This is a genomic window from Methylocaldum szegediense, from assembly GCF_949769195.1.
GTDB lineage: Bacteria > Pseudomonadota > Gammaproteobacteria > Methylococcales > Methylococcaceae > Methylocaldum > Methylocaldum szegediense.
The window spans coordinates 1,906,500-1,923,238 of sequence record NZ_OX458333.1; the positions used below are offsets into that span (position 1 = coordinate 1,906,500).

Annotated in this window: 8 protein-coding genes and 1 pseudogene; 6 read left to right on the plus strand and 3 right to left on the minus strand. The window is 58.1% G+C overall.

What is annotated here, in order from left to right; translation table 11 throughout:
• Positions 1-25: 25 nt before the first annotated feature.
• The 5 genes from QEN43_RS08105 to QEN43_RS08125 all read left to right on the plus strand — a co-directional run bounded on the left by QEN43_RS08105 (position 26) and on the right by QEN43_RS08125 (position 8,977).
• Positions 26-1,225: an efflux RND transporter periplasmic adaptor subunit gene (locus tag QEN43_RS08105; RefSeq protein ID WP_317963926.1), complete on the plus strand. Its 1,200-nt coding sequence runs from the start codon at positions 26-28 to the stop codon at positions 1,223-1,225.
• Positions 1,222-4,341: an efflux RND transporter permease subunit gene (locus QEN43_RS08110; RefSeq protein WP_317963927.1), complete on the plus strand. Its 3,120-nt coding sequence runs from the start codon at positions 1,222-1,224 to the stop codon at positions 4,339-4,341. The genes QEN43_RS08105 and QEN43_RS08110 overlap by 4 nt, the downstream gene beginning before the upstream one ends.
• A gap of 448 nt (positions 4,342-4,789) precedes the next feature.
• The gene (locus QEN43_RS08115) at positions 4,790-5,371 is read left to right on the plus strand and encodes a YqiA/YcfP family alpha/beta fold hydrolase (RefSeq protein ID WP_317963928.1); all 582 of its coding nucleotides are present in this window, start codon (positions 4,790-4,792) and stop codon (positions 5,369-5,371) included.
• A gap of 286 nt (positions 5,372-5,657) precedes the next feature.
• Positions 5,658-6,644 carry an AAA family ATPase gene (locus QEN43_RS08120; RefSeq protein WP_026611888.1) on the plus strand — a complete coding sequence of 329 codons (987 nt, stop codon included), beginning with the start codon at positions 5,658-5,660 and terminating at the stop codon, positions 6,642-6,644.
• An 812-nt stretch (positions 6,645-7,456) separates the two neighbouring features.
• Positions 7,457-8,977 carry a S8 family peptidase gene (locus QEN43_RS08125; protein ID WP_449815041.1) on the plus strand — a complete coding sequence of 507 codons (1,521 nt, stop codon included), beginning with the start codon at positions 7,457-7,459 and terminating at the stop codon, positions 8,975-8,977.
• On the opposite strand, the pseudogene QEN43_RS08130 reads toward QEN43_RS08125, so the two are convergent.
• Positions 8,910-9,869 (minus strand): annotated as a pseudogene (locus QEN43_RS08130) (IS481 family transposase); the annotation flags it as partial. The gene QEN43_RS08125 and the pseudogene QEN43_RS08130 sit on opposite strands and share 68 nt — an antisense overlap.
• Positions 9,870-10,005: 136 nt before the next feature.
• Here QEN43_RS08130 and QEN43_RS08135 point away from each other — a divergent pair.
• Positions 10,006-10,185, plus strand: a complete 180-nt coding sequence (locus QEN43_RS08135; RefSeq protein ID WP_317963929.1) for a hypothetical protein — start codon at positions 10,006-10,008, stop codon at positions 10,183-10,185.
• Between the two features lie 748 nt (positions 10,186-10,933).
• On the opposite strand, the gene QEN43_RS08140 is transcribed toward QEN43_RS08135, so the two are convergent.
• Positions 10,934-13,678, minus strand: coding sequence for a phospholipase D-like domain-containing anti-phage protein (locus QEN43_RS08140; protein WP_317963930.1), 2,745 nt, complete (start codon positions 13,676-13,678; stop codon positions 10,934-10,936).
• Positions 13,679-13,703: 25 nt separating this feature from the next.
• On the minus strand, positions 13,704-16,739 hold the full coding sequence (locus QEN43_RS08145) for an anti-phage-associated DUF1156 domain-containing protein (protein ID WP_317963931.1): 3,036 nt from the start codon (positions 16,737-16,739) through the stop codon (positions 13,704-13,706).

The window sequence follows — 16,739 nt, forward strand, 5'->3', positions numbered from 1 at the left end:
AAACCAAGCTGTGTCTCTGAAACCTATGGCCTCTACTCTGAAATTTCTTCTTCCGTCGGTGCTCCTGGCCCTGAGCGGCATGGGCGCCTGGGCGCTGATCGAGAACAAGGCGGAAATCAAGCCGAAGACGGCGGAACGGGAGCCGCCGGCCATCGAAACCGTCATGGCCCGCCCCGAGGCGGTGAGGCTGAACATTCATTCCCAAGGGGTAGTCGCCCCGCGCACCGAAATCAATCTCGTCACGGAAATTTCCGGCAAAGTGATCCGGATTCATCCGGCCTTCGCCGCGGGCGGTTTCTTCAAGTCCGGCGAGGTGCTCTTGGCCATCGATCCGCGCGACTACGACTACGCCGTCACCAAGGCCCAGGCACTGGTGGCGGAAGCCCGTAAAGAGCTGTTGCGGGAACAGGAGGAAGCCGAGCAAGCCGCGGCCGAGTGGCAGGCTTTGGGCGGCGGCGAACCGAGCGATTTTGTGCTGCACAAACCGCATCTCGAAGAGCGGCGAGCCAAGCTCGCCGCTGCCGAAGCCGAGCTCGCCGAAGCCAGGCTCAAACGCGCGCGCTGCGAGCTTTACGCGCCCTTCGCGGGACGCGTCCGCAGCAAGCAGGTCGATATCGGTCAATACGTAGCCGTCGGCGAAACCCTGGCCCGGTTGTACGCTACCGACGTCGCCGAAGTTCGGCTTCCCATCCCCGCCGATCAGGCGGAATTCGTCGATCTCCCGCTCAGCTATGCCGACGGGCGCGACGAACGGATGGGCCCCGCCGTCACCCTGAGCGCCCGCTTCGGCGGCAAAGTTCACGCTTGGGAGGGCCGGATCGTCCGCACCGAAGGCGCCTTAGACGACAAGACCGGCATGCTCTATGCGGTGGCCGAAGTGCGTGAGCCTTACGGCTACCGAAAAGGTCGGCCGCCGCTGGCGGTAGGTCTGTTTGTGCACGCCGAAATCGAAGGTCTGCCGCGCAACGATCTGATCCGGCTGCCACGAGCGGCACTCCGCGCGGGATACCAGGTCTACGTCGTCGACGCCGAGGGGCGCTTGCGGCTCCGCACGGTCGAAATCGTGCGTAGCGAGCGCGACGAAGTGGTGGTCACCGGCGGAATCGAATCCGGCGAAACCGTGATGGTTTCGGGCATCGATCTGCCGGTGGAGGGTATGCGGGTCACGGTCAAAGCGCCGGACGGCGCGGTACAGGCCAATACTTCGGCAAGGAAGGGATCATGAACCCGGGTTCCTTCGGCCGGCGCTCGGTACTTGCCTGGTTCGCCGCCAATCCGGTGGCGGCCAACCTTCTCATGATCGTGATCTTTATCGGCGGTGCCCTGAGCCTGCAGGACGTCGACAAGCAAGCCTATCCGCGCTTCGCGCCCACCACGGTCCGGATCAGCGCGGAGTATCCGGGCGCAGGTCCTTCGGAAGTCGAGGAAAGTGTCTGCATTCCCATAGAGGAGGCGATTCACGACCTGGTCGGGATCAAGCGCCTGAGCACCGAGGCACTCGACGGCAAGTGCCTGATCGTCGTCTACGTTCAACAGGACTACGACACCAAGGATCTGGCCCTGAACATCCGGTCGCGTACGCAAACTCTGCGCAACCTGCCCCGTGCCGTCGAAAAGATCGATATCGACGACACCAGTTGGGAATACCCGGCGATTTCGGTCGTGCTTTACGGCGACACCGACATGCTCACCCTACGGCGGCTGGCGGAGCGGGTACGCGACGATCTGGGCCGGCTGGAGGGCGTGCGTCTGGCCAAGCTCTGGAGCACCATCGCCTACGAAATCTCGGTAGACGTTTCGGCGGAACGGCTGCGCCAGCATCGATTGACCCTATCGGACGTCGCCGAAGCGATACGCCGGAGCTCGCTGGACCTTCCCGGCGGCGTGGTCCGTGCGCCGACCGGGGAGTTCCAGTTGCGCGCCAAGGCCACCGCCTATGACCGGAACGCCCTGCTCGACCTGACCCTGCGCACTTATGCCGACGGCACCACGGTCAAGCTGGGTGATATCGCCTCGGTAACCGATGGCTTCGCCGACGAAGGCACCGAAAACTTAAGCGACGGCCGGCCTTCCGAAACCATCGGCGTGCTCGCTCAGCACGACCTGGTGGAAACGGCCAAGGCGGTGAAGGAATACGTGGAGGAGCTGGCGCCGCGCCTGCCCGAAGGCATCAAAGTCATCACCCGGCGCGATAACGCGCGCTCTTTCGCCGAACTGCTGGACACGCTGGTATTCGAAGCGGTCACCGGCTTTCTGCTGGTCCTGCTCGTGCTGATGCTGTTCCTGAGCACTCGGGTGGCGCTGTGGGCGGCGGTGGGCATCATGATTTCGGTGTTCGGGGCGCTGTGGTGGATGCCGGCCGCCGGGGTGACCCTCAATATGCTCTCCCTGTTTGGTTTCCTGCTTGCCCTGGGGGTCCTGGTGGACGACGCCATCATCGTCAGCGAACGGGTATACGAGCTCCAGAGCCGCGGAATCACCGGCCTCAAAGGCGCCATTCGGGGCGTGCGGGACGTCGCGGTGCCGGTCGTGCTCGGCGTGAGCATCGGCCTCATCGCCTTCCTGCCCGGATTGTTCGTGCCCCCCAGTTGGGCCACGCGCTTCATGAAGCCGGTGGCGGTGGTGATGATCCTGTCGCTCGCCTTCGCGCTGGTCGAAGCCTTGCTGATCCTGCCTTCGCATCTCGCCGCCGAACCCGCGAAACGGCGCGAGACGCCGAGCGCCCTGGCACGGATTCGCGCCATCCTCAACCGCGGCCTGCACGAGGTTATGATTCGCGGTTACCAGCCTTTCCTGCGGCGGGTGCTGGCCTGGCGCTATGCCACGGTGGCCCTGTTCGCCGGGGCGGTGCTCCTGGGCTGGGCGCTGATCCATGCCGACTATGTCAAGGTCTCTCTGGAAGAAGACGTAGGCTACGACAATTTCCACGTGCACCTGAACCCGCCCCTGGGCACGCCTTACGCGGAAACCCAGGCGAAGGTGCGGCAATTCGTGGACGCGCTGCACAAGGCCGAGGCCGAACTGAACGCCTTGCAGCCGCCCGGTTCGCCGTCCGTGGTCGAAGGGCTCGACGTGTTCGTGAACGAAACCGATCCCACTGTGTGGGTCGAATTTTCCAGCGAGGCGCGCCGCCGGTTTCACATTCGCGAACTGATCGAACGCTGGTACCGTTACGTCGGCGACGTAGGCGATTTTCGCCCCGATTTCCATACGCCTACCGAGCAGGACGTGATCGATCTGGAAGTGGAACTGGGTTCTCCCGACCCTGCGGTCCTGGATGCCGCGGCGGAAGCGCTCAAAGCCAAGATCGCCAGCTTCCCGGGAATCGCGGAAATCGAGGATTCCCGCCGGCCGGGAAAACCCGAAATCCGCTTGCGCCTTACCCCGGAAGCGGAACGCCTCGGCCTCAGGCTGCGCGATCTCGCCGAGCAGGTGCGCCACGCCTATTACGGCGAGGAAGCCCAGCGCTTTATCCGCGGCCGCGACGAGGTCAAGATCATGGTGCGTTATCCGCGCCGCGAACGGGAATCTCTCCAGAATCTTCGCGCATTGCCGGTGCGCCTGCCGGACGGCGGCCAGGCACCGCTCGGCGCCTTGGCCGACGTCAGTTTCGCGCCCGGATTCGGCGCCCTCACCCGGGAGGACCGTCAAAGCATCGTGTCCCTTCACGTGCGCCTCAACGACGAAGCCCCGTTCAAGGGCGACGATTTGTTCAAGAAGCTGGAACAGGGTTTCTTCAAGGAACTCCAAGACCGCTATCCCTCGCTCACGATCTCCGGCGGGGCGGCCAAAGAGGAGGCCGAATTGGTGGCGGAAGGGCTCGAACGCAACACGCTGATCGCGCTCGCCGCCATCTATGCCCTTATCGCCGTTAGCTTCCGTTCCTACCTGCAACCGCTGGTTTTCATGCTCGCCGTGCCCGTGGCCTGGCTCGGCGCGGTGCTGATCCACTGGGCCTCGGGTCTCACCCTGTCCTTCCAGTCGCTGGTAGGCATGGTCGCTGCCAGCGGCGTCGTAGTGAACGACAGCATCGTGCTCTTGGACTACATCCGCAAGCGGGGCAACGAAAGCGGGCGCTTGGACGAGATCATCTCCGAAGCTTGCGCGGCCCGTTTTCGCCCCATCATCCTGGTATCCCTGACCAACCTGGCCGGTTTCTTCCCAATGTTGTTCGAAACCAGCGAACAGGCCAGATTCCTGGTGCCGGTGACACTCTCCCTTACCTTCGGCCTGCTGTTCGGCATGGCAGCGACCCTGGTTCTGATCCCGGCCTGCTACGCCGTGCTGAACGATGTGCGGAGCTTGACGAAAGGAGGCTTCCGGCTGCTCGGAAGAATCTGAGACGCGCTGTTTCTCCCCCACTCCGCTACGTTGCGTGCAGGCTACCCAACCATCGCCCATGTAGCCCGGATGAAGCGACAGCGTAATCCGGGACGAGCAACCTTACCGCCCCCGCATTCCGCTTCGCTGCATGTGGGCTACCCAACCACCGCCCATGTAGCCCGGATGAAGCCGCAGCGTAATCCGGGACGAGCGACCTTACCGACCCTCGCATTGCGCTTCGCTGCATGCGGGCCTACCTTCCATTGCCAGCGCAACCCGGATGAAACGCCGTCGACATCCAGGACTATCTATAACCCCATATTGCGGAATTCGGCGTCCACTGGCATTTTTTCATGACAAACGCAGAGTTGGCCGGCGCTAGGTGCAGCCCCGATGATGCGGCCTGTGCCGCCCGCGCTGTTGCGTGGTCGGTATCGTTTACACCGAATTTCCCCATGGAGCTCTCATGATTATCTATCTTCACGGCTTTCGCTCGTCACCCGCATCCGAAAAGGCACGCCTCCTCGCACGGCACATGGCCTCACGCGGAATGGCCGATCGTTTCTGGTGCGAACAATTACCGGTCAGCCCGCGGCAAGCTATCGACATGGTCGAAGACGTTATCGCACGGTGCCCGAAAACCCCGACGCTGGTAGGCAGCTCTTTGGGCGGCTACTACGCCACCTACCTCGCGGAGAAGCATGACCTCCGTGCGATCTTGATCAACCCCGCCGTGGTTGCCCACGAAACTCTGGCGCGGTTCGTGGGACCGCAGACCAATATCTACACGGGCGAAACCTTCGAGTTCACCCGTGAGCACGTTGCCGAATTGGAACAGCTGAACGTCCCCCAGCTTTCACGCCCGGAGCGCTTCTGGCTACTGGTCGAAACCGGGGATGAAGTGCTCGACTATCGGCAGGCCGTACAGAAATACGCCGGTGCTCGTCAGACGGTCATCGAGGGCGGGGACCACAGCTTTCGGCATTTCCCCGATTTTCTGGACGCCATTGTCGAGTTTGCTGAAGGCACGATGCCTGCGCAATCTTGATACCATTTTCGATAGAAAAAAATGCCACGGAACCGAGCGCAAGGAAGTTCGCTAAGCGAGTGCTTCGATATTCCATGATTCGACTAAGCGCGGATGAAGATTGTGTTTGACGGCTTTGCACGATGCACGTACTTGAGACTTCGTCTTGAAATAGTCAAAGCCATACGCACAGCTTCCTAAACGGACCAGATTTGACTCGCACTGCTATCAATCAAATAAGCTGGATTTCTTATTCAGTGCCTTGCAATATCGCTTAATATTACGCGTGGAAAGGCATACAAGAACCATGGCTACCGCTGAACAGATCAAGGCGCTACTCAAAAGCCACGCAGATCGTGACGATCAGCGATTCTACGCTATCGCCTTACAGGTGGCCGCCCAAGAAGCGCGTCAAGGGCATCACAAACTCGCCAGTGAGATCAAAGCCCTGGTCGAGAAGTCGCAGCAGGCTGCGAATGTGGGACCAACCGCTGCGAAACCGATTCCCTTGGTTCAGCAGCCCAAAGGGGACCTCAAAGGGCTGTTGGAGCTGACGCACTCGCCAGTCCGTAGCGGCGAATTGGTTTTGACTAGAGAGGTTCGTGAACGCCTCGAACGGGTCCTGCTGGAACAGCGGCAAAAAGATCGCCTCGCACAATTCGGTCTTTTTCCCCGCCGTAAGCTGCTATTCACGGGACCTCCCGGTACAGGAAAAACCATGTCGGCTGCAGTCCTAGCGAACGAGCTAAAGCTGCCACTTTACACGATTGTTCTCGACAATCTGATAACCCGTTTTATGGGGGAAACCGCGGCAAAACTCCGTTTGATTTTTGATCACATCAAGCAGACTCGGGCGGTTTATCTTTTTGATGAATTTGATGCCATTGGTACACAGCGGGGCGTACAGAACGATGTAGGGGAAATTCGAAGAGTTCTGAATTCCTTCTTATTGTTCGTCGAGCAGGGTACGTCGGAAAGCATTATCGTCGCTGCCACCAACCACCCCGAACTCCTCGATAAAGCGATCTATCGTCGGTTTGACGACATTATCCAGTTCGAAAAGCCGGGCAAGGACGAAATCAGGCAGCTCATCGAAAATCGCTTGGCCTTGTTCAACACCGATACACTAGTCTGGGACAGACTCACCGCCGCAGCCGAAGGTCTGAGTTCGGCAGATGTGACCCGTGCGTGTGAAGACGCGGCCAAAGAAGCCGTTTTGTATCACGAAACGCGAATTACGACAGCGCTTATAATTAAGGCCATAGAACGCCGTCATATGAAGAAACGAAACTAAAGAGCTTAATGCCGGAACGAAAGCGACACATCCTCGTACGTGGGTTTTCCAAGCACGAAAAATTTCGCTCTCGTCGTAAACCCTACTCTTCGGTTATCCCTCCTCAAGAGCGCCTGACGCATGGTCAGCGGCTATCCCAGCGATATTCCTCGATACTGGAGCAATTCCAGGCGCGAAGAGCGCAAATGGATACTCCCATTACCGAAGAGATAGGGATTTATGTTGAAATCGTCGGTGTAGCCAATTGCGAGCTTCCACTGGACAGATTGGATACCGCTCGGGATTTCAAGCTTCGATCATGTCGCAAGGAGGGAGACCACGAAATCGCGCTGGTCTTTATCCCGGAAACTCGCCGTAATACCTTTCTTCGCAAAGTCGAGCAATATCTGGATCCAACCAAAGACGGCAAAAAGGGGCCCAAGAATCACAACCTCATCGACAGTATCGCCGAAATCAAGCTTGCCGATTTACGCTCATTCTGGACGGATGATCCGACACTCTTTCCGGAAAACCCGAGTCAACCGGTCTGGTGGGAACTCTGGTTAAAAAGGCGACCGACGGACAAAGACCCGCTTCAAATCGCCCGCGACCTAGCCGAACGTATCAACGCAAAATTGGGTAACACGTCGATCAGTTTTTTCGACAGCGTGGTTGTTCTGATAAAAGCTTCAGCTCATCAACTAGAGAAAGCACCAGAGCTGATTGCCAATCTGGAGGAGTTGAGACGCGCCAAGGAAACGCCGAATGTTTTGATTGAGTCGTCGTTCAAAGATCAGCAACAATGGGTTGACGATTTGAATACCCGCCTTCAAATGGTCGACGGCTCGACCACAGCTGTCACTATCCTAGACACCGGGGTCAACTATAACCATCCCTTGCTTTCACAAGTATGCAACGAGCAGCAAGCCGAGCGCTGGGATCCTGCGTGGCCGCGCTATGACGACTACAATCCGACTACACCGCTCGCTTCATACAACGACCACGGTTCCCGGCAAGCCGGACTCGCGGCGTTCGGTGACCTCCACAACGCTTTGATGAGCGACGATCCCCTCCTTCTGAGTCATTGGATCGAATCAGCTCGCATTTTGCCTCCCGTCGGCACAAACGATCCCGAATTGTACGGTGCTATTACAGTTGGTACGGCAGCAAAACTCGAAATTGAGCGACCGGACTGGAACCGCGTATATTCGCTCGCTGTAACCGCCGAACCGGAGCGTGAAGGCGGACAACCATCATCATGGTCCGCCGAAATCGATCAGTTTGCTTCCGGTACGGAAGACGGGAAGCAGCGGCTTTTTCTAATCTCAGCCGGCAATAATCGGGAATTGTCTCCAAACCTCGACTATTGGGAGCAACTCCATCTCGCCGAGATCGAAGATCCCGCCCAGTCGTGGAATGCGTTAACGATCGGTGCATATACAGAAAAGACTACTAACGATGCCCCTGAGTTTAACGGGTGGTCTCCGTTAGCTCGAGCTGGCGATGTTTCACCTGCATCGCGATCTTCGGTGAACTGGAGCTGGAGAAAGCACGCGCCCTACAAGCCTGATCTGGTTGAAGAAGGCGGCAATCGCCTACTTTCGCCTGACCATACTGAAATCTCCAACGGGGACGTTTTGTCCTTGTTGACGACATCCGGCAGGACAACCGGCCGCCTGTTTGAAGTGACAGCGGATACCAGTGCTGCCTGTGCCCTGGTGTCTCGCCACGCTGCCATGCTCATGGCGGAATATCCTGAATATTGGCCAGAAACCATCCGCGGACTTCTGGTGCATTCCGCCGAGTGGACCGAGCGCATGTGGAAGCGATTCGGGCTTCTTCACGTACAGCACAGTCCGAAAGTCGCCAAGGAAATAATGTTAAGGAGCGTCGGTTACGGTGTTCCCAACCTGGACCGGGCTCGATACAGCGCTAATCATGCGCTCACTCTGATCACGCAAGACGAGTTGCAACCGTTCACAAAAGATGAAGCCTCGAACGGCTCGCCCGATCCCAAGCTCCACGAAATGCAGCTCTACCAGCTACCTTGGCCTGTCGACGTATTGCGCCAACTTCCTCCTGAACTGGAGGTGAAGCTTCGCGTAACGCTGTCCTATTTTATTGAACCCAACCCCGGTCGACGGGGCTATCGCCAGCGCTATAGCTATCAATCTCATGGACTGCGATTCAAAGTCATTCGCCCCGGACAATCGCTCAAGAATTTCCGCGCTTCGATAAACGACCTGGCAGTGGCCGAAGATTACGATGGCCCCGAAGGTGATGGATGTCAAGTCCCGCAAGATCGTAAACCTTCTTTCGAAAAAGATGAGGATGGGACAGTTGCCAGTTTTTGAGAGCCTGGATCGGGGTGAGATGGCCTAAGGCCTTTTGGGGAATGTGATGATTGTACAGCTCGACATAGCGGTGCAGGGTGGTGTCCAGATCGGCGGTTGAATCGAAGTGATGGGTTTGCAACACCTCCTCGATGCGGCCATTGAAGCGTTCCACCAGGCCATTCGTTTGGGGCCGGCCCGGCGGAATCAGGCGATGTTCGATGCCTTGTTCAGTACAGAGGCGGTCAAACTCATGCGTCCCCGAGGGCTGCCGAGTTCGGGTCAGGAAACGGTCGGTAAACTCCGAGCCGTTGTCGGTCAGGCATTTCTGGATGCGGAAAGGCGCGGCCTGAATCACCGCTTTGAGGAAGTCCTTTGCGCTTAAGGCGGTGCGGTTGGGCTTGAGGGCGACATAGACCCAGCGGGTGGCGCGGTCGATGGCGACGAACAGGTATCGGCGGGGTTCGCCGTCGATGGCGGGCAAGTACTTAACATCCAGGTGAAGGAAGCCGGGCTCATAGGCCTTGAAGGGTTTGACCTTCGCCTTCTCTGTAGGCGGAAGCAGGGTCTTGAGGGACGCCACCCCGTGGCGGCGCAGGCAGCGGTCTAGCCCGGAACGGGACACGGCGGGATTGAGAAATTCCCGGGTCACGGCCAGGAGATCATCCAAGGGGAGGAGCAGAGCTTGGCGGAGGTAGACCACGATGGCTTCCTGGGCGGGCGTGAGCGTGGTTCTGAGGGTGTGGGGCCGGTGTGAGGCATCTTCGACCGAGGAGCGGTGTTTCCACTTGCGGACGGTCGTTCGGCTAATGCCATGCTTTTGGGCCAAGGCGCGCTCGCTCAACGTGGACGCTTGAATGGCCTGCCGAACGGCCGGGGTGGTACGGGCGTTCTTATGAAGACGAATCTGCATGGAGAGAAACCTCACTTGGACGAACCGAATATCTCCTGGAGAAGGCTCCGGGCTTCAAACAGAGCATAACTCCTTCTCGGTAAATAATCACACGAGACGCGACACTTGGACAGGTCCCGCAGCACAGCTCGCGGACATGCATACTATCGCGGTGTATCCGGTCGGCGGTTGGTGGAAATATAGAACTGCTCGCGACCGCTGGAAAAATAAGGTGCGCTATAGCCTTATCGTGAGTATCGATGTTCCCGACGAGACGGTCGACATCTACTCAGTCGTCGAAACTCTGATCGAAACGCAAGTCGAAGTCGAGCTATAACCCGTACTATACCTCTTATTCCATTTCTATCTTATAGCTGAAATATTCGACTGCACTTTGTCCGCTCTATTTTGCTAGGTCACGGATCATAATTTCACTTCAGAATTAGAAATTGAATTAGTTACTTGAGCCAACGTGTGAACCGAAAACCGAAATGACGGAAACGCCCCATCAGCCGGCGCATTCCCTCACCCCAACCCCTCTCCCAGAGGGCGAGGGGCTTAACTCCCTTCCCCCTCTAGGAGAAGGGTCGGGGATGAGGGCCTAGCACTTTTGGGCTTGTTGTTCCATTTCTACTCCATAGCTGAAACGTTTGACTGTACTTTGTCTGCTCTACTGTGATAGGTCATGGATCATAAATTCACTTCGGAATTAGAAATGGAATTAGAGCCTATCCCAATAGGTTTAGAGCGTTTTCATTTTGTTTATACGGCATGGCCGGCGTTGCGGACATCAGTTGCCTGTAGTGGATCATCTGAGAGTGATCGGAAAAGCCCAAGCGATCATGCGGCGTCCGAGTGTCAAGGGTCGAAGCTCAACGCCACGCTCTCACGAAGGCTGTCAGGTCAAGCGCAGGGGGCCTGCATGTCCCGCTATCCCGCGGCATGCGGCGGGTTACGGCCTGGCGGCCTAACCCGCCCTACAACGTGACGCCCCTTTCCTTCGGTTGCCTTTCATAAATGATGAAAACGCTCTAAGAAACCCTTCGGCAGGCTCCGGGCGAACGGCCTATTGGAATAGGCTCTTACTACCGGGCATCACCCCACGCCGCGCTCATGAGTTCGACGAAATCTCTGCGAGAAAGTACTTCGGAGCAGTCCCGCCAATCCTTTTCCGTCGGCTCCATCGTCGTCGTATAACGCAGGTCGAAACCGGTAGCTTCTCTTTGGGCGTTGATGTATTCATCCATCTTCTCGCCCAGAGTTTCGATGTCCTCGATCCACTCGTCCTTGATGGTATCCGGCAAGGACCCAAACAGGTTGTAGCGATCACGCATCCTCTCTGATAAGCGCTCGTAGACCTTCTCATCCACGGTCTGTTCGTTGACCAGATTGAGCATATCCACTTTTTCGCGCACCTGGCCAAACCGTTTGATCCGACCGATGCGCTGCTCCAGGCGGGTGGGGTTCCACGGGAGATCGATATTGATGAGCGTGCCCAGCGTTTGTAGGTTCAAGCCCTCGCAGGCGGCATCGGTGGCCACCATGATACGTATCTCATGCTCGGCGACCATCCTCTTTAAGGTCTCGCGCTCGCTATGGACACTGTCGCCGCTTTGATAAAGACGGCTGCGACCGGCGCCGGCGTATAGGCCTATCGCCTCGCCTTGATAACGGGCGGCCAGTTCGTCCGCCACCCACTTGGCGGTATCGTAGTACTGGCTGAAAATGATGACGCCGTAGTCCAACCATTTCTCGCGTTCGAGGTAATGGATGACCGCGTTCAATTTCGGATCGTGTTCGATGCGCTCGAGCCGGGCGATCAAACGCTCCAGCACCGCGCGTTCTTCGCCAGTTTCCAGCGCAAGATCGAACTCCTGATCGTCGGCCTCCTCATGGATAGTGCGTCCTTCAAGCAGCATTCGCGCCGTGTTGAGTCCGGCCTGGATACTGGAGCAGATCCGCTGCTCCATCAGGTTTTTCATGAACCCGCCGCCCTTGCCGCGTTTCGCCAGCGCCTTGCCGAAATTGCGTGCTTCACGATAAGCCTCGCGGAAATCTTCCGCGGTGCGCAAAGCTTGACCTTCGAATAGGGCATCGAAGAGATGGACTTCTCTGACCAGATTGCGGTCGGGATGCACATCGACCCCAACCTTGGTCAGAAGTCCGGCCTCTTCCAGGCTTGCTCGCTTGCGTAGCACGATATGGCGCACGAAGGGATTTTCCCGCTGAAAAAAGGTAGCGCCAGCGACCTCGCGATAAAGCTCGTCCTCAAGAATTTCCCGCGTCTCCTCGGTCAGTTCGCTGAAAGGTTTATTCGTCTGCCACTCCCCGTTGGTCAATCCGAGATCCTGGCGAATGGCGCTGTATAACCGCCGAGCGCGCGGCTCCTGGGTGGAATCCACCAAAGGCAACGGAGAGCGCAACAGTTCCCAGGCGAAAGCCGGCTCGGTAACCCTCTCCTCGCCAGACAAAATGGGCAGCACCTCTCGTGGACGGTGCCACTTGGCAAAGTCGTTACCCAGCACGAAATGCCCCCTGCCCTGGTGCAGGATACCCATCAAATCCCAAAGATCCTCCGAGCGGGTCTGAATGGGCGTGGCGGTGCCCAACAAAACATGATCGGCGCGCGCGGCCACCTCGCGCATGAAGGCCAACAACTCGTTGGGCGTGCCGGCGTCTCGGCCGAAGCCCTGCCGGCTACGGGCCTTATGAGCCTCGTCGAGAATGATCAACCCATAACGCAGACCGAGTAGATACTGCTTCTCCAGGGAGTCGCGCATCATCAGGCCGGTGGACACGATGCCGATGCGCAACGGGCATTTGGCGATCTGCTCTCGTCCGGCGGCGGAGATAATTCGCTCGTTATGATCCAGCCAGACCTTGCGTTGGGTATCCCAGCGGGCGCAGGGAACACCCAGTTTATCGATCATCTCGGTCTGCCATTGCTCGCACAACGTAGCCGGCGCGAAGATCACCGCGGGCTTGCGTGCTTGATGCTCCTTGTCGCTGAGTAAGCACAACGCCAGGGCGGCAGTGCCAAGGGAAAGCGTCTTGCCCAAGCCCACTTCGTCCGCCAGCAAAAGGCGGACCAGCCCATAGTTACGGTAGTGCCGCAGGCACTCGGTGATGAAGCCCCGCTGCCAAGGCTGGAGCGATAAGCCTTCGCGATAAAGGGGAGACTCGATCAGCGCCGCCGGCGCCAGAGCGTCGTCGTCGTCGATTTCGTCGAAGAGCACTTCCCGCCGGTAACCGCGCCGGCGAACTTCACGGATCACGGCCTCCGGCAATGGCCGGGCGGCGTTCCAGATGAACTCGAATTCTTTTTCGATCCACTCGATCCCATCGGGTGAATCATCCTCCCAGAGAATCTCATAATGGCGCTGCCAGCCGCTGCGCGTTTCGTTCATGGAACCGATGAAACCGAGCTTACGGCCGTCGGCCAGTTCGATGACACCGGCTTTGCCGTGCACGAAGCCGCAGATGCTGTCCGGCGCGACCCGTACCGCTTGGCCGTGCTTGGTCAGAAACGCGTCCAAGCGGCGATAGCGCTCGCGATTCAGCAGTGCCTCAGCCTCGATCGCCTTGTCATTCCAGCGCCCGATCATCTTGGCTTCGCGTAATTGGGCGACTTTGAGGTCATCCGGATGAATATCGACGTTGCAGACGATCTTCACCTCCGGAATGGATTCCAGTAGCTCGTTGGCTACTTCGAACAGCGAGCTGGTGAAATAACCGGCGATGCGCTTGTAACTACGCGCTCCCTTCAAGTGCCGCAGCAGAAAGCTGGTGTCCAGCCGGTGAGTGCGCGAAGAGAAACGCCGGATGCCCAACGATCAGGAAGATTCCGCGCCAGTTCTATTGCCCCAGTGCCCGCAGATTGCGCAGTCGGGCGCCGAGGATTTCAGCCGCTTCACGAACCTGCATTTCCGGTGCCTTGCGCTCGATGAAGGCCAGAACGTCGATCAGCAGCGGACGGATGTCCAGAAAATCCGGCATTTCCGCCTGCAATTGGCTGATCACCGTCTGGGCCTCGATTTCATTCAGCAGTTGTTGTATCCCGATGATCAAGCGGCCCAGCCAGGTAGCGCCGATCTCGGTACTGTCGGTCAGATCGCGTGACGTGAATTCGGTAACGCGCTTGAGGCGCGCCTTGTTGGCCGTAAGGCTCGCCATCACCCGGGCATAGTCCTGCACCCGAAAAGCCTTGGCGAAATTCTGGTAGTTGTCCAGCTTGGAGGCTCCGGTCGTTTCCATGTCCATCATGCGCAGATAGAAGCGCTGGATGCCGCTGAGCTTGGCCCAGGTCTCCGCGCTCAAGCCCTCCGGCACCAACAGGCTGTTGGCCGCCTCGGCCGCCTGTTGGACGATCTCGTCCACCACGGTAACCTCCCCACGCGTACGGGGGCGCAAGGCAAAATTAGTGACATCCTCGCCGCCGATGTGCGTATAGGCGGTGAGCACCTTCAGCGCCGCCGCGTAGCCCGCCATCTGCAAGTCGGAATCATTGAACACCGGTTCCCCGTGCTTGCCCTTCACTTCCTTGTTGAGGTGCATCATGGTTTCGATCTGGCTCTGTACCTCGGCTCTGACCGCGGGCAGGATGCGCTGCTTGAAACCTGAATGCTCGCCGGGAGGCCGCTTTCTGAGTATCAGGATCACGGTGCCTTGCACATAGCCGCCTTTTTTCAGCTCCGAGGTAGTCTCCGTCGCGACATACCACGCCGCTACAACCTGCAGGCCAGCCGCCCAGAAGATACCCACCATGTCCGACCAGACCTCGGTATCCTGGTGGGTAAACATCACGCACTGCAGCCCATCGTCCGGCATGTGCTCGGCCATCGCACGGTAAGCGTTCACCATGCCGCGCCGGAATTCGTCTCCGCTACCCTTGATCGCCAAAGCGCGGCGGGAGTCCCAGGTCCATTGATCGAAAGGGGCCGGTGGGTTTTTACGCAACCACGGGATGAAGTACTCAGTAATCTCGTGATAGTTCACCGCATCGGCGTAAGGAGGGTCGGTAACCCAGAATTCGCACGATTCATTAACGGTCGACGCCTCACGAGAGGCCACAGAGAACTTTCCTATAAATGGCGCGCCTTGGACAAGCGATGGTTGATATGTCACCTGCGGCGCTAGATGCCAGTAGGACCGGGCGACCCAGTTCATTAGAGTATTCAAGGCTTGATTCGAGAACGTGTTAGCCACTCGATCTTGTCCAGGCGCGGAATCCCAGCGCGTCAGTCGCGAGCTTGTATCCAAGCTTCTACCAAAGTAGATCAGAACTTCTGCCATGGAGCATTGAGTCCTGATCTGTTCTGATAGCCTGGCAAAGTACAATAGTTGCCTGGCATTAAACAAATGATGCCAATAGGTCCAGCCCCGTGTACGAATAGGTTCATCTGTTTTCTCGCCAGGCTCGATTTCCATGTCCGGAACTAAACCTTCCGCCTGCCACTGAGCCAGGTTATTGGCTACGATCGACTCGACTTCGTGCTCCCGCTTCAAGTCGGCCTCGGTCACCGAAGCAAAGAACGTCTCCTGCCGAGGTTTATCAAGACTCTCTTTGGTAATCCATTGGATGGCATAGAGCCTTTCCTGAAAGATATCGTCTGGCCTCGGTTTGAAATCCAGCTTTTCCCAACGGCGAAGGCGGTTTTTCGTACTGCCGTCGGCATCCCGGTAGTCGCCACGCAAAGTCTTGATGGGCATACGGTAGGTTTTGCCATCGAGGTCATAAACAAGCATTCCATCCTGTACCGTGCCTTTTTCCGCCGCCTTCATTTCCGCTGCGGAGACACCGCTCATTACATCGATCTTGAAGCGCTTGTTTGCATGGTCCGGTATGAGTTTCGCGATCACGTTTCTGGTCTTTGAGATCACCCAAGACGGCGACATGGGCACCATCCAGCCGGTCTCGGGGCACCGGGTCTCCAGGCAATAGAGATAAGCCTTGGCACGATTGCCATGTTCGTCGTGCTCGATACCAAGCTCGGTAATTTCTTTGTCCACCACCTCGGCCACTTCGCGTTGCGCCTGTTCGATCTCGGCGCGGCGCTCGGGAGAAGCGCCGATAATGTTGAGCGCTCCCCAGGTAAGCATGCAGGCTACGGGATTGAGGTCGGAAGCATACACGTCGCAGCCCAACCGCGCCGCCTCGAAGGGAATGGAACCACCGCCACAAAAGGTATCGCCCACTCGGGGGCGATGGCCGTAGCGAAGAATGCCGAGCTGCTCAACAAGCTCCTCGTGGGACCAGGCTTCAATGCCTAGATGCGCATATTGACGGTTGACTGCGGGCCAGATGGGCGCATAAAGCCAGTTCTGATCGACCTCCTCCGGCCGTTTGCACAAAGCGGCCTTTTCCTCATAAGTTTTGAAAGTGGACAGGGCCTTACGGTAGAGAAACAGTTTGTCGTCCTCGCTGACATCGCGCCGCCAACGAATGGCGATACCCTCCTCGTCGCAGTCGAGCGGAAAAGTCCAAGACGCCACGTCCTCGGCCATGGGATCATCGCGCTTCACGTTGTGGCTGAAATAGCTCCACGGATTGTTCAGCTCGATGCGAGCGGCGATGTCCGCAGGCCGCAGCGCGTTCTGACTCAAGGCGCGGCGCGCGAGACCTTCGTCGTCGAACGCCATTAGCTTTTCGAAAATCTCCAGGTCCTTTTTCGCATCGCCCGTTTGCGGCAGCAGACAGCCCAGCACGATGGCGCGCACGAGAATCAATGGCTTGCGACCTTTCCAATAAGATCCCAAGCCTGTTAGGGTCTGACCGAGGTTAGCCTTACGCTCTTTCTGCGCTTCAAACGAAACTTTTTGGGCGGGGAAAACCGCCTCGATCAAGGCGGGAGCATCTTTCAAAGCAAAAGGCTTCAAAGTCGTTTTAGTCAT